We start from the raw sequence: 13,058 nt of genomic DNA on the forward strand, positions 1-13,058 counted from the left end.
CTGGGCAATACGGTGCGGGTGGTCGTCGAGAACACGTCGGGGGACATTTTCGATGCAGAATACCTGGCGGCGCTGGCAAAAATTAACGACACCCTGTTTCTCACTCCCGGGGTGGATCGCAGCTGGATGAAATCGCTGTGGACGCCACTGGTACGGTGGACGGAGGTCACCGAAGAGGGCTTTGCCGGCGGGACCATTATCCCGGACACGTACGACGGGTCGCCAGCTTCAATGGAGCAAGTCCGGCAAAACATCGCCAGGGCAGGCATCGTGGGAAGCCTGGTGGCCAACGATTACAGGTCGAGCATGATCGTGGTGCCCTTGCTGTCGAAAAATCCCGACACCGACCAGCCTCTCGACTATGGCACTTTTTCCCGCCTGCTCGAGGATAAAGTACGCAAGCCATACGAAGCGGCAACGGAGCTGGAGAACAAGCTGGCGCCGCTTCAATCCGGGAAGATCCGCATCCATATCATTGGCTTTGCCAAGCTGATGGGCGATCTGATCGATGGCATTGTCAAGGTGATGCTGTTCTTCGTGGCGGCGGCTGTGGTTGCCACCCTCATCATTTACGCCTATACCCGCTGCACGCGTAGTACGGCGCTGGTGGTGCTGTGTTCGCTGGTGGCAGTCTTATGGCAAGTCGGCATCGTTACCGCATTCGGTTTCCAGCTTGATCCGTTCTCCATCCTGGTTCCCTTCCTGGTATTTGCGATTGGCGTTAGCCATGGTGCGCAAAAGATGAACGGAATTATGAATGACGTCGCCAAAGGGACCCACAAACTGATCGCCGCGCGCTACACGTTCCGGCGCCTGTTCCTTGCCGGCGTGACGGCGTTGCTGGCCGATGCGGTTGGCTTTGCCGTATTAATGCTGATTGACATTCCCGTTATCAAAGATCTCGCCATCTCTGCCAGCATCGGTGTGGCGGTGTTGATTTTTACGAACCTGATCCTGTTGCCGGTACTGTTGTCCTATGTCGGCGTGAGCGCAGCAGCGGCAAGGCGTGCGCTGGCTGATGAGAACGACGAGTACCGGGGCAGCGGGTTGGGGGCCACGTGGATGCTGCTGGGCCGTTTCACTGAACGCCGCTGGGCGATAGTGACCGTACTCGGCGCCGGCATCCTTGCCGTGGTCGGCTTCATGGTGAGCCTCAATCTTAAAATTGGCGACCTGGACAGCGGCGCACCGGAGCTGCGCTCGGATTCCCGGTATAACCAGGACAATGCCTACATCACGGCAAACTATGGATTGTCGAGTGATGTGTTTGCTGTACTGGTCAAGACACCCAAGGATGGCTGTGAACGCTACGCAACGCAGGTCGAGGTTGACCGCCTGGCGTGGGAATTGCGCCAGGTTCCTGGTGTGCAAACCACGGTATCGTTCGTCGATACCCTGGCCAACCAGGTGGCCGGCACCTTTGAAGGCAACCCGAAGTGGAGTTCCACGCTCCGCAATGAAAAAATCTCCAACACGTCCATCCACGATATCCTGGGGTCGGGTACGGAGCTGTTAAACGCGGAATGCTCCGTCATGCCGGTGGTTGCCTATCTCACCGACCACAAGGCCGAGACACTGGACCGGGTTGCCCACGCGGCGCAACAGTTTGCCGATCAGCACAATGAAGGTGGACGCGAGTTTCTGCTGGGGGCGGGTAGTGCCGGCATCGAAGCTGCAACGAATATCGTCGTCCGCGATGCCAATCGACAAATGCTGGCCTATGTTTATCTGGCGGTGATCGTGCTCTGCTTCATCACCTTCCGCAGTTGGCGCGCTGTCGTCGTGGCGGTCGTTCCCCTGGTGCTGACTTCCATACTAGCCGAAGCGTTAATGGTCATGCTGGGAATCGGCGTAAAAGTAGCCACGCTTCCTGTCATAGCCCTGGGTGTCGGGATCGGTGTCGACTACGCCCTGTATCTGCTCAGCGTCCAGCTGGCGCACCAGCGCGCGGGGCAATCCCTGGAGCAGGCCTACAAGACCGCCGTCAGCTTTACCGGCAAAGTGGTTGCTCTGGTGGGTGTCACTCTCGCGGCCGGCGTGGTGACCTGGGCATGGTCCCCAATCAAGTTCCAAGCCGACATGGGCATCCTGCTGACCTTCATGTTCCTGTGGAATATGCTCGGTGCGCTGATCCTGATTCCTGCCTTGTCGCACTTCCTGCTCAGGGGGCGCGGCCCGGTGGCTGCTAAAGCCGAAGCACTACGCAAGTCGTGCAACAAAGCGCAGGAATCGGTAAATAGTGGCGCAAGTACAGAGAAATGGTGCAGGTAAATGCCTTGTATCATGGTATCTGTCAGTTCAGATCAGTGCAGTGCAGACGGTGTAACAGAGTAAGTCGGATTGCTCTGCTGAAAATATAAAAATGCCTGACCCGAGCGGCGGCTGTGGTAGCGCCCTCGGGAAGCGCAAAGACGTTAGGAGACAAATAAAATGTTGCAGCTTGACCTCAAAAATCCGGATCTTTATGTTAATTCGGTGCCCTATGAAGCTTTCGCAAAGCTACGCCGTGAAAGCCCTTGCAATTGGAATCCTGAAAGCGATGGCAGTGGATTCTGGGCAGTCACGAAGCATGCCGATATTGTGGCGATTTCCCGTCAACCTGAGATATTTTCGTCGGCGTACAAATATGGTGGGCACCGCATTTTCAACGAGAATGAGGTTGGCCTGGTAGGGGGCGGGGATTCGGCGATTGGCGTGCCCATGATCTCCCTTGATCCGCCCCATCATACCGAGTACCGCAAACTGGTCATGCCGGCCGTATCACCGGCACGCCTGGGTGATATCGAGCAGCGGATACAGGCCAGGGCGGAGCGTCTGATCTCGAAAATTCCACTCAATGAAGTGGTCGATCTGGTACCGCTTCTGTCAGCGCCGCTGCCATTGTTCACGTTGACAGAGTTGTTTGCCATTGACGACGAAATGTGGATCCAGCTTTACCATTGGACCAACGCATTTGTGGGTGAGGACGATCCCGAGTTCCGCAAGACGCCCGAGGAAATCGGCAAAGTACTGGGTGAATTTGCCGCCTTTGCGCAGGAACTGTTCACGACCCGCCGCGTCACTCCCGGTGCGGACATCGCGTCCCTGTTTGCCAACGCTGTGGTTGAGGGTAAGCCCGTTGAGTTCCGCGAGTTTTTGGGTAACATGATTTTGGCGATGGTGGGGGCAAATGAAACCACCCGCAATACCATCAGCCACACCGTCAATGCGTTTTCCCAATTCCCTGAACAGTGGGACCGGATCCGGGAAAACCCCGCGATGCTGTCGACCGCCGCGGCTGAAATGGTCAGGTACAGCAGCCCTGTCATGCACATGCGTCGCACGGCGGTGGTCGACACCATGATCGGCGACCAGGCGATTAAGAAGGGCGACAAGGTGGTAATGTGGTACATCGCGGCCAATCGTGATGAGTCGGTCTTCAAGGATCCGGATATGTTTGATGTCGGGCGCAAGGGGCCGCAGCATGTCGGCTTTGGCTCCGGACAGCACGTCTGCGTGGGTTCGCGTCTGGCTGAGATGCAATTGCGTGTTGCCTTTCGGATCCTGGCTGAACGGGTGAAGCGATTCGAGGTGGTTGAGCCGCCGCGTCGGTTCCGTTCCAATTTCCTGAATGGATTGAAGAACCTCAACGTTCGCCTGGTAGGCTAATTTGGGAGGCGCCATGGCGCATTCGGCTAAACCCAGTAACGAATCGATCATTTCCGACATCTTGAGCTGCGCGCCGGATAAGCAGCTCGAGTTGGATGAGACCGCCGTTACCATATGCAGGTGGCGCCAGCTGGTGGGCAGCTATTCCCTGCCTGCGTTACCGTGCCCTACTTACGTGGTGCATATTGGCGGCAAGCCAGCGATCAAAGTGTGGCAGGGCGAGGGCTGGAGTGAGGCCAGTTCGAAGCCGAGCGACGTCACGCTGATGCCGAGCGGTGTTCCCACACGTTGGCTGGTCGATGGCGAGCTGGATGTCGTAACGTTCAGCCTGCCCAATCTCGAAACGCAACGGTCAATGGAAAACGAGCAACGGATTCAGTTTGCGTTTTCCGATGCTCTGGGCGTGGCGCTGACGCGGCAAATTGTCGGTGAGCTGTATCAACCGGAGTCGCCCCAGCGCGATAGCTACATCGACGCGATGATGGGCGCGCTGAATGCACATCTCGTTCGTTATTGCGAACCGAAGCCAGTGAGTGAAATTCCTACCGTCCAGTCGTCGGCTTATTGGCTGAGCACGGTCTTGGCGGAAATTCGCAATGTGCCAGGTCAGGATCACACCGTCGAAAGCCTGGCCAAGATTGCCGGCCTGACGCCATGGCATTTTTGCCGCGTGTTCCGCAAGGCCATGGGCGTCACGCCGCATCAGTTTGTTATGAACACCCGGCTCAATATGGCCGAGCTGATGCTTGTGCAATCGGACATGCGCATCTCGCAGATATCCGACGCTCTGGGCTTCCGCAACCAAGGGCATTTTTCCACTGCCTTTACCCGGCGCTCGGGGGAAACGCCAAGCCAATACAGGCTACGCAACCGGGCTAAGTAACGATGTATTGCGCTTTTTTTGATGGGGGCAACGCCCCCAGGGGGACTGCTTTGCCAGTGCCTTGGAAAAACCGGATTTGACGTATAAAAACAGGAGACGACAGATGGAAATCAAGGTAGCGCTCGCGCGTGCCGCGCATCAGGAATTCACGATTGAACATGCTACGCTGGAAGACCCCCGGTCAAACGAAGTCCTGATCAAAATCGTCGGGGTGGGTTTGTGCCATACGGACCTCGTTGCGCGTGACCAGTTCATTCCTATTCCTCTGCCGGCGGTATTGGGCCATGAGGGCGCGGGCATAGTGGAGAAGGTTGGTGACGCCGTCACCAAGGTTAAGCCCGGTGACCGGGTCGTGCTGAGCTTCGCCAGTTGCGGCGTGTGTGGCAAATGCCACGATCACTTGCCTGCCTATTGCCACGAATTCCCGGTACGGAATTTCCTGGGCACGCGGCCCGACGGCACCTCGGGCGTAGGCGTAGGCGGGCAAGCGGTTTCCGCACACTTCTTTGGCCAGTCATCGTTTGCTTCGCATGCGTTGGCGTTCGAACGCAATGTTGTGAAGGTTGCCGATAGCGACCTTCCGTTAGAGCTGCTCGGACCACTTGGCTGTGGCTTGCAGACGGGCGCCGGCGCCGTCATGAACTCGTTTGCATGCCCGGCCGGTTCGTCCATCGTCATCTTCGGCGGTGGTCCCGTCGGCTTGGCCGCAGTCATGGGCGCAAAGATCCGTGATTGCGGGACCATCATCCTGGTGGAGCCTGTCGAAGCCCGTCGTCAGCTTGGGCTGGAGCTGGGCGCACATCATGTGATTTCTCCCGCTGAATGCAATGTGGCCGAGGCGATACGCGCCATCGTGCCTGCCGGTGTCGATTTCGCGCTTGAAAGCAGCGGCCTGGAGGCCGTGGTCGCGACCGCGCTGTCAGTGCTGGGCAGCCGTGGTTTGCTGGGACTGGTTGGAGTTCCTCCCAAGCCGGAAAGCGCCGTATCGGTGAATCTTGCTTCGCTGATCACTTTTGGCCATCGCATCCACGGCATTATCGAAGGAGACAGCGATCCCGACATCTTTATCCCGGAGCTGATTTCGCACATCAAGGCGGGCCGCTTCCCGATACAAAAACTGATCAAAACCTATGCCTTAGACGAAATTAATCACGCGGTAGAAGAGCAATTGCGTGGGAACTGCATCAAGGCAGTCCTCATACCTTAAGTGGCGCAATTGTCGAAACATGAAAGAGGAGCAAGCGATGTCAACAATCAAAATACGCCTTCGTAGCAACGAAGAGCTGGAAATCAATACCGCCAACGATTTGTCGCTGATGGAGGCAATGCGCGAGGCCGGGGTGGACGAGATGCGCGCATTGTGCGGCGGATGCTGCTCTTGCGCGACCTGCCACGTGTACGTCGTCCAGGGGAGCCCGGAATTGGCGGTCGTCAATGACCTTGAGGATGCCATGTTGAGCAGCATTCTCTACCGAAAAGAAGGTTCCCGGCTTGCTTGCCAGATTCCCGTGACGCAGACCTGTGAGGGCCTGGTGGTCGAAATCGCACCAGAAGAGTAATACGCGATGAACACTCAATACGATGTGCTGATTGTCGGCGCTGGCCACGCCGGCGCGCAAGCCGCTATCTCCCTGCGGCAATCCAATTTCGTTGGGTCGATTGGACTGGTTGGCGACGAGCCGTCGCCACCGTATGACCGGCCGCCGCTGAGCAAAGAGTATCTGGCGGGTACCAAACCATTTGAGCGCATGCTGATACGGTCCGACAGTTTCTGGAAAGAGCGGAACATCGACTTGCTGCTGGGCCGGCGCATCGTCTCGATTGATGCTGATGCGCATATTGTCACGGCCGACGATGGCCGCGTGCTTGGTTTTGGCAAGCTGCTGTGGGCGACTGGAGGGCAGGCGCGTACGCTGTCGTGTCCCGGGAGCGAGCTGGGCGGTATTCATACTATACGCAAGCGCTCCGATACGGACGGTCTCATTGCTGAATTACCTGGAACAGAGCACGTCGTGGTCGTCGGCGGCGGCTATATCGGTTTGGAAGCGGCGGCGTCTCTGCGCAAAATGGGCAAGGAAGTCACCATCGTCGAAACGCTGGACAGGGTACTGGCGCGGGTAACGAGCCCAATGCTGTCCGGCTTTTACCAGCAGGTCCATGCCGAGCATGGCGTCCATTTCCAGCTTGCCAGCGGAATCCAGGCGCTGGAAGGAAAGGGTGGCCGGGTTCGCTCAGTCAGGTTGTCGGACAATACGCTGTTGCCTGCCGATCTGGTGATCGCAGGGATAGGTATCGAACCGGCCGTTGCGCCACTCAGGGCTGCGGGAGCCGCAGGGAAAAATGGCGTTGACGTTGATGTGCGCTGCCGTACTTCGCTGCCGGATATCTTCGCACTGGGCGATTGCGCCGCACACGAAAACCAATTTGCAGACGGCCAACGGATCCGGCTCGAATCGGTCCAGAATGCGACGGACCAGGCCATCACAGTGGCCAAGGAAATCATGGGACAGGGGCAGGACTATTTTTCGGTCCCATGGTTCTGGTCCAACCAGTACGATTTGCGGCTGCAAACTGTCGGGCTATCGATTGGCTACGATGAGTGCCTTGTGCGTGGCGATATGGCGCAACGCAAGTTTTCCATCATTTATTTGCGGCAAGGACGTGTCATTGCGCTCGACTGCGTGAATGCACCCGCCGACTTTGCTCAGGGTCGTGTGCTGTTGTTGGCGAGAGCCAAGCCCGACCGCGAAATCCTGACCAATGCAGCGCTGCCGTTAAAGGCATGCCTTGGGTAACAATATTGCGCGCGATTTCGCCCATTATTCGCGAGCATTTCGGCCGTTAGGGGAGTGGCACCATGGAGATCATCCGTAACGAATTGCCAGCCAACATACCCTCTGCAAAATTGATGCCCCCGGTATCACCGCAAGCAGAAGTAGCCCGGCTGGCATTTTGTGACAGGTCGGCAGCTAACGGCATGCGGGCCAGGCTTATTGTCGTGCAAGCGCCGGCCGGGTTCGGGAAGACCACGTCGATGCATCAATTGTGCAAGCGCCTTTGCCAGGGCGGAATCAAGAGTGCGTGGCTGACGCTGGATCATGCGGACAACGACGCATCGCGTTTCTTGCACTGCCTGAATGCATCGTTTGCCGCGGCCGGGATCTGTTCGTCGCCCCCTGCTTCTGTGTTTGACCTGGACCATCTGTTGTCCTGCTGTACTGCACCGTTCGCGCTTTTTCTGGATGAATTTGAAAATATCCATGAGCCAGCGGTATTTGCGCTGGTAAAAACAATTATTGCGTCGTTGCCGCGGGGGGCGCAAGTCATCGTCGGAAGCCGCAACCAGCCGACATTGGGATTGGCGAAATTGCGGGCCCAAGGTCAGTTGTTGGAACTCGACGCGGATGTGCTCCGGTTTACTGAGAGCGAAACCAGGCAATACCTCCGCTTGCGTCACCAGCAGGCCTTATCGGCGGAAGCCATCAGCAGCTTGCACGTCAAAACAGAAGGCTGGATTACCGCGTTATGGCTTGCTTCGATTTCGATCGAACGTAGCGGCTCTAGCGATGCGGTAGTGAGCGATTTTTCCGGCACCACGCGTGAAGTCGCCGATTACCTTGTGGAAGATGTGCTTGATCGCCAGACCTCGGAGATTCGACGGTTTCTCCTGAAAACCAGCATACTCAGGGACATCGACCAGCCTTTATGTCAAGCGCTGATGCCGGAACTCGACGTGGAAAGCGTCCTGAAATCGGTGACCGACCAAAATTTATTCTTGGTGTCGCCCGCCAAGCAGGGCAACAGCTACCGCTATCACAGCCTGTTCGCCAATTTCCTGCGTGCCCGCTTGGGACGTGAGTATCCCGGTGAGCAGAAAAGACTGCATTTAAGCGCGGCGCAGTGGTATGCATCGCACCATCGTCTGGTGCCGGCGATTGAACATGCCATCGTCGGCGATGAAATCACCTTGGTCCTCGAGCTATTGGGAAAAGCTGCGAAGAGCCTACTGGAGGCTGGCCGCATGCGCCTGTTATCGCGGTGGTTCAATGCGATTCCCGAGGACGCCTTAAAAAACGTGCCGATGCTGAGGGCCGCCCGGATATGGTCGAGGCTGTTTACTGAGGGTCCCCTAAGCGTCGCCCGCGAATTGAAGCGGCCGGATTATACCGATCATCTGGACCCTGAGCTACAGGCTCACCTGAATGCCCAGCGGCCAGTATTGCTGGCCATGGAAGACCGGTACGACGAAGCGCTTGCCGTTGGGCAGGCTAGTCTTGCCAGTTTGCCGACTTGCAACGCCTTTGCCGACAGTGTGCTGAGCAATGCAATGGCCGATGTGCTTATCGTGATGGGCAAGAGTCAACAGGCGCAACTCTTGATTGACGATGCCCGCCGCACCCATGGCGAGAGCATTTTCAACCGCATGTACGCGGAATCGCTCGAGGGTGTGCTGGATTTGCAGGCCGGCAGGCTACGGCAAGCCACTGCGCGATTTCGGATGGCGTTGAGCAGTACTAGCCCTGCACGCATCAACTATACGCAAGGCAATGCCTGGGCGGGGCTGTTGTATGCGGAAGCACTCTACGAAGCCAATGAATTCGCTGCGGCCGAGCAATTGATCAACAGTTATCTGCCATTGATATGCGATATCGGTTTGCCCGATCAAATGTGCACCGGTCATATCATCATGGCACGCATTGCGTTCTGCCGCGGGGAGGTTGGTGAAAGCTTCGAAGTATTGGGGGCGTTGGAACATCTTGGTCATCACCGCGGTTTGCCACGCTTGGTCGCCAACGCCAAGCTTGAACGCAGTAAATTCCTCCTGTTGCGGGGTAATGCGCATGCTGCGAAGGATGAGCTGAACCGGGCTGATGACGCAGCGCTTTGGTCACGTATTGGCCGGCAGCGTCTTCCGGCCAATGAGCTCGACTATATGGAATTGGCCCGGCACCGTTGGGAAATTCATTTTGGTGACCCGCGCGCAGTCCTGCCGTTGATCGATCGCGACATCGCCGAGGCGACGGCTCAGTTCCGTTACCGGCGCGCACTTAAACTGCGCGTGTTGCGCTGCCTGGCGCTGCAACGCAGCGGCGATTTTGCCTCGGCCACGGAGGCGATTGCAGCAGTGGTTCGCGAAGCCGTTCCGGAGGGCTTCCTCCGGCTTATCGCCGATGAAGGCGAAGAGGTCGGGCGGGTTGCGCAGCAGTTCAATGCAGTGCTGGAGGAGATGCCTGCCCGCCAAAGCGATCCAATACTCATGGAATACCTGCAGCGCTTGATCGCTGTGTTTGGGGCGATAGCAGGCGAGGGACAGGACAGTTCCATGCCCATCACGCTGATGGAGCCGCTGACGCGCAAGGAGATTTACGTACTTCAGTTGACTGCGGATGGTTGCTCGAACGGTGTCATGGTCGAGAAGCTGGGGTTGTCCGATAGCACGGTGCGTACACATCTGCGCAATATCAATTCGAAGTTGAATACGCACAGTCGCAGTGAGGCGGTGGCAGTTGCCAGGCGGATAGGGATTATTCGTTAGAACTGTTCGCGTAACTATTCAGCCTGAATGAACACGGCAATGAGCAGTTGTAAACTATTGGCTATTGCCGCATCATGTCGGCATGCCACCGAAACCGCCTCGTCCCGACCTCACGCAGCTGTCCGATACCGACAAGGATCGTCTCATCGACGTGCTCTTTGCACGCATGGATGCGCTTGAGGCAAAGCTGGGAATGAACAGCCAGAATTCGAGCAAGCCACCATCCTCGGATGGACTGGCCAAGAAGCAGAAGACTAGCTCGTTGCGCGGCAAGTCTGGCAAGGCGGTTGGCGGCCAACCGGGCCATAAAGGCAGTACACTCAAGCGGGTGGCCGAGCCCACCAGTACGAAGGATTATCCGCCGCCGTCGCATTGCAACCGCTGCCACAGTGCGCTGGCGCTCGAACAGGCGCAGGTGCTGGAGCGCCGCCAGGTATTCGATGTGCCTGCGATGAGCTTCGAGGTGGTGGAACACCGTGTCTACACGGTGGTCTGCGCCTGCGGTCAGCGGCACGACAGCGTATTCCCGGCTGCGGTCGGCGACCTTGCGCAATACGGCCCGAACGTGCGCGCACTGGGCGTGCATCTGACCCAGGGCCAGATGCTGCCATATGCCCGCGCCGCCGAGTTGATTGGCGAGATGACGGGCTTGTCTGTGTCGCCAGCAACCCTGCTTGCCTGGGTTGGCGAAGCGAGCCTGGCCCTGCAGGGTACAGCCGACCTGATAGCGCGGCAATTGCACCACGCGCCAGTGCTGTGCGCCGACGAATCGGGCTTGCGCGTGGATGGCAAACTGCACTGGATGCATGTGGCGGCCACGGCGGAACTGACCTGGTATGGCATGCACGCAAAGCGCGGCCTGGATGCCATCGTCGCGCATGGCATTCTCCCCAACGCATCGGCGTTCTGGTGCATGATTGCTGGGCCCCTACTGGAAACTCGACGATGGCCTGCATGCCTTGTGCAATGCCGCATCTCCTTCGAGAACTGTAGATATGCGGCAGGAAGTGATCTGCGCCCAGCAATGGCCGACCGCCCATGACGGAACTGACCTGCATCCTCAACGCCCAACGGACCTGTAGCGCGGCGCGCGCACAGCCAGGGCGGCCATTTTGATGCCGATTGCCATCGGCCGCCCTCACCCATCGTCTACAACGACCAGTCGTTGCGCCTAAGGCGGGAGCAATTGAACCCTCCCCAACTCAAACCAGACGGATCATCCGGTCGCTGCAAGCAATCCGACGCCTATAACTTGCTGCGCCGCTTCCGGCTGCACGCCGATGCTATCTTGCGCTTCATCGCCGATCCGACCGTCCCGTTCTCCAACAATATTGCCGAGCGGGCCGTCCGCATGCCCAAGGTCAAACAAAAAATATCGGGATGCTTCCGCACCATTGCCGGCGCCGACAATTTCTGCATCATTCGCTCCTGCCTCGACACGCTACGCAAACAGGGGCACAGCATGCTGGAAGTGCTACGCCGCGCATTTACTGGCGATCCGATCATGCCAGCTGCGTAGCGGCCGAACAGTTAACAATCGCATTCAATACCATGGCCCCGAAGCGCAAACTGACCGTCGCCCAGAAGAGGGAGAAGGCACAGTTCATGACTATCTTCATCAACGGAAAACAAAGGCGGGTACGTCGTCCGGTCCTGATCGATGGCCTGGATCCCGATGAGTTCTACTTGCGAAATGCCGATTCGATCGCGCTGCATCAAGACGGCCTGTGGGAATGCATAGCTGAGGCCGAACAAGGCGACATCGCGTTCACCGATGCGGATGACGCGGATTGCTTTGGCCATTCAGGCTGAACAGTTACAGCCCAAGTAACTCCCTGGCATACATTTGATCGGACAAGTGGTCGATCTTGCTCATGTTCCATATGCCAAGTCCGGCAACAATCGCGCCTAAAAGAGCAACGGACAAGAAGCCCATGATCAACCGGGTTCCCACTTTCATATTTTTAACCATTCTGTTTTCCTGACTAAATAGATCTATAAAAATGTTCACGCGCGACGGTGCCGCGCAAGTTGACGATGCCTGTGATGAACTTCGGCGCATTGGTCGACGCGGGTTACGGCGTCGTAAGCGCGCAAATCCTGTACTTTCTGAATGCCAATCCCATACTCTTCTTCGCCTATGGTAAAGGCGAGAAATTCCAAGCCACCGCTAATGGAACGCCTGGGGGATTTCCAGAGGCCATCGGGTTTGGTCAAACTGCATGCCGGATGCATAAGCACTCCTTGTTGGTTTTCCAAAGCAGAATGGATAGCTGTCAAACTCCAGTTAAGGCGGACCTTCCAGGTTAACATTCAGAAATGGCTTGGTAGGCAGATTTATTTTTGACAAGTGCCTCAATGCAACTTTGCGACATGTTAGATGTACTGTCAATAGAAGAAGATTCCAGCCGCGACTGCCAATGGGCTTTATGGCGGAGCTGGTATGAAGTCATCGTGGCCAATGATTTCACCCGATTTGCATATGAATACCCGGTTGAGAAAACGCAGTAAGGTCTTGCGTAGATTAGAGTTGTTTTGTGACTTAATCATGAATCAAGAGAGTTGGTGAAATATTTCCTCCGCAACCATAGCGACTCCAGGGAATCCTCCGCGATTCAGTTTTCCCGCCGATTAGCGCGAGTTTTCAAAAAGCGGATTTGTCACGAAATCGACGTTCGCGCGATATGACGCGCTAACGGCGGATTCTCGGAAGCGAGCGGGGATGCTTCAGCGTCGTTTCGGCGCTCAGGACGCGCCTCGGTGTTGGGCATGGCAAGACAACGACGCTCGGCGTCGCCAGGAAGCGCCTGAAGGCCGGGTGGAACGTTGCCGCTTGGCAGGTTCTTGGGCCCGGCAAGCTGATCCTTCGTGCAATCGCCCTGACTTTGCAACACAGTCATTGAACCCCGCCCGTTTCCGGGTTATAATCGCCGGCTTCCCTTCCCACACTCGTCTTGACGCCGAGGTGGGCATTTGTTTAAACGTCCTTAA

12 protein-coding genes are annotated in these 13,058 nt (G+C 57.2%); 11 read left to right on the forward strand and 1 reads right to left on the reverse strand.

The window, feature by feature from the left end:
• The 10 genes from D3872_RS19615 to D3872_RS19660 form a co-directional block, all read left to right on the forward strand.
• A partial coding sequence (locus D3872_RS19615; protein ID WP_119812401.1) for an efflux RND transporter permease subunit occupies positions 1-2,271 on the forward strand: 2,271 nt, incomplete at its 5' end.
• A 159-nt stretch (positions 2,272-2,430) separates the two neighbouring features.
• Positions 2,431-3,648, forward strand: coding sequence for a cytochrome P450 (locus D3872_RS19620; RefSeq protein WP_119812402.1), 1,218 nt, complete (start codon positions 2,431-2,433; stop codon positions 3,646-3,648).
• 13 nt (positions 3,649-3,661) lie between these two features.
• Complete coding sequence (locus D3872_RS19625) at positions 3,662-4,531, forward strand: helix-turn-helix transcriptional regulator (protein ID WP_119812484.1); 870 nt, start codon at positions 3,662-3,664, stop codon at positions 4,529-4,531.
• Between the two features lie 103 nt (positions 4,532-4,634).
• Positions 4,635-5,738 (forward strand): NAD(P)-dependent alcohol dehydrogenase, encoded by a 1,104-nt coding sequence (locus D3872_RS19630; RefSeq protein WP_119812403.1) that lies wholly within the window; start codon positions 4,635-4,637, stop codon positions 5,736-5,738.
• A 37-nt stretch (positions 5,739-5,775) separates the two neighbouring features.
• The gene (locus D3872_RS19635; RefSeq protein WP_119812485.1) at positions 5,776-6,090 is read left to right on the forward strand and encodes a 2Fe-2S iron-sulfur cluster-binding protein; all 315 of its coding nucleotides are present in this window, start codon (positions 5,776-5,778) and stop codon (positions 6,088-6,090) included.
• A 6-nt stretch (positions 6,091-6,096) separates the two neighbouring features.
• On the forward strand, positions 6,097-7,326 hold the full coding sequence (locus D3872_RS19640; protein WP_119812404.1) for an NAD(P)/FAD-dependent oxidoreductase: 1,230 nt from the start codon (positions 6,097-6,099) through the stop codon (positions 7,324-7,326).
• Positions 7,327-7,388: 62 nt separating this feature from the next.
• The gene (locus D3872_RS19645) at positions 7,389-10,067 is read left to right on the forward strand and encodes a winged helix-turn-helix domain-containing protein (RefSeq protein ID WP_119812405.1); all 2,679 of its coding nucleotides are present in this window, start codon (positions 7,389-7,391) and stop codon (positions 10,065-10,067) included.
• Positions 10,068-10,149: 82 nt separating this feature from the next.
• Positions 10,150-11,109: an IS66 family transposase gene (locus D3872_RS26685; protein ID WP_147373934.1), complete on the forward strand. Its 960-nt coding sequence runs from the start codon at positions 10,150-10,152 to the stop codon at positions 11,107-11,109.
• A 144-nt stretch (positions 11,110-11,253) separates the two neighbouring features.
• Positions 11,254-11,586, forward strand: coding sequence for an IS66 family transposase (locus D3872_RS26690; RefSeq protein ID WP_229459428.1), 333 nt, complete (start codon positions 11,254-11,256; stop codon positions 11,584-11,586).
• A gap of 32 nt (positions 11,587-11,618) precedes the next feature.
• Entirely contained in the window at positions 11,619-11,879 is a 261-nt protein-coding gene (locus D3872_RS19660; protein WP_119808949.1) for a hypothetical protein, read from the forward strand.
• Positions 11,880-11,883: 4 nt separating this feature from the next.
• On the opposite strand, the gene D3872_RS25795 is transcribed toward D3872_RS19660, so the two are convergent.
• Entirely contained in the window at positions 11,884-12,039 is a 156-nt protein-coding gene (locus D3872_RS25795; protein ID WP_182915866.1) for an MCP four helix bundle domain-containing protein, read from the reverse strand.
• Positions 12,040-12,113: 74 nt separating this feature from the next.
• Here D3872_RS25795 and D3872_RS27535 point away from each other — a divergent pair, with 74 nt between their 5' ends.
• Positions 12,114-12,377: a hypothetical protein gene (locus D3872_RS27535; protein WP_182915867.1), complete on the forward strand. Its 264-nt coding sequence runs from the start codon at positions 12,114-12,116 to the stop codon at positions 12,375-12,377.
• Positions 12,378-13,058 lie beyond the last annotated feature (681 nt).

Origin of the sequence: Massilia cavernae (genome assembly GCF_003590855.1) — a bacterium.
Taxonomy (GTDB): Bacteria; Pseudomonadota; Gammaproteobacteria; order Burkholderiales; family Burkholderiaceae_D; genus Telluria_A; species Telluria_A cavernae.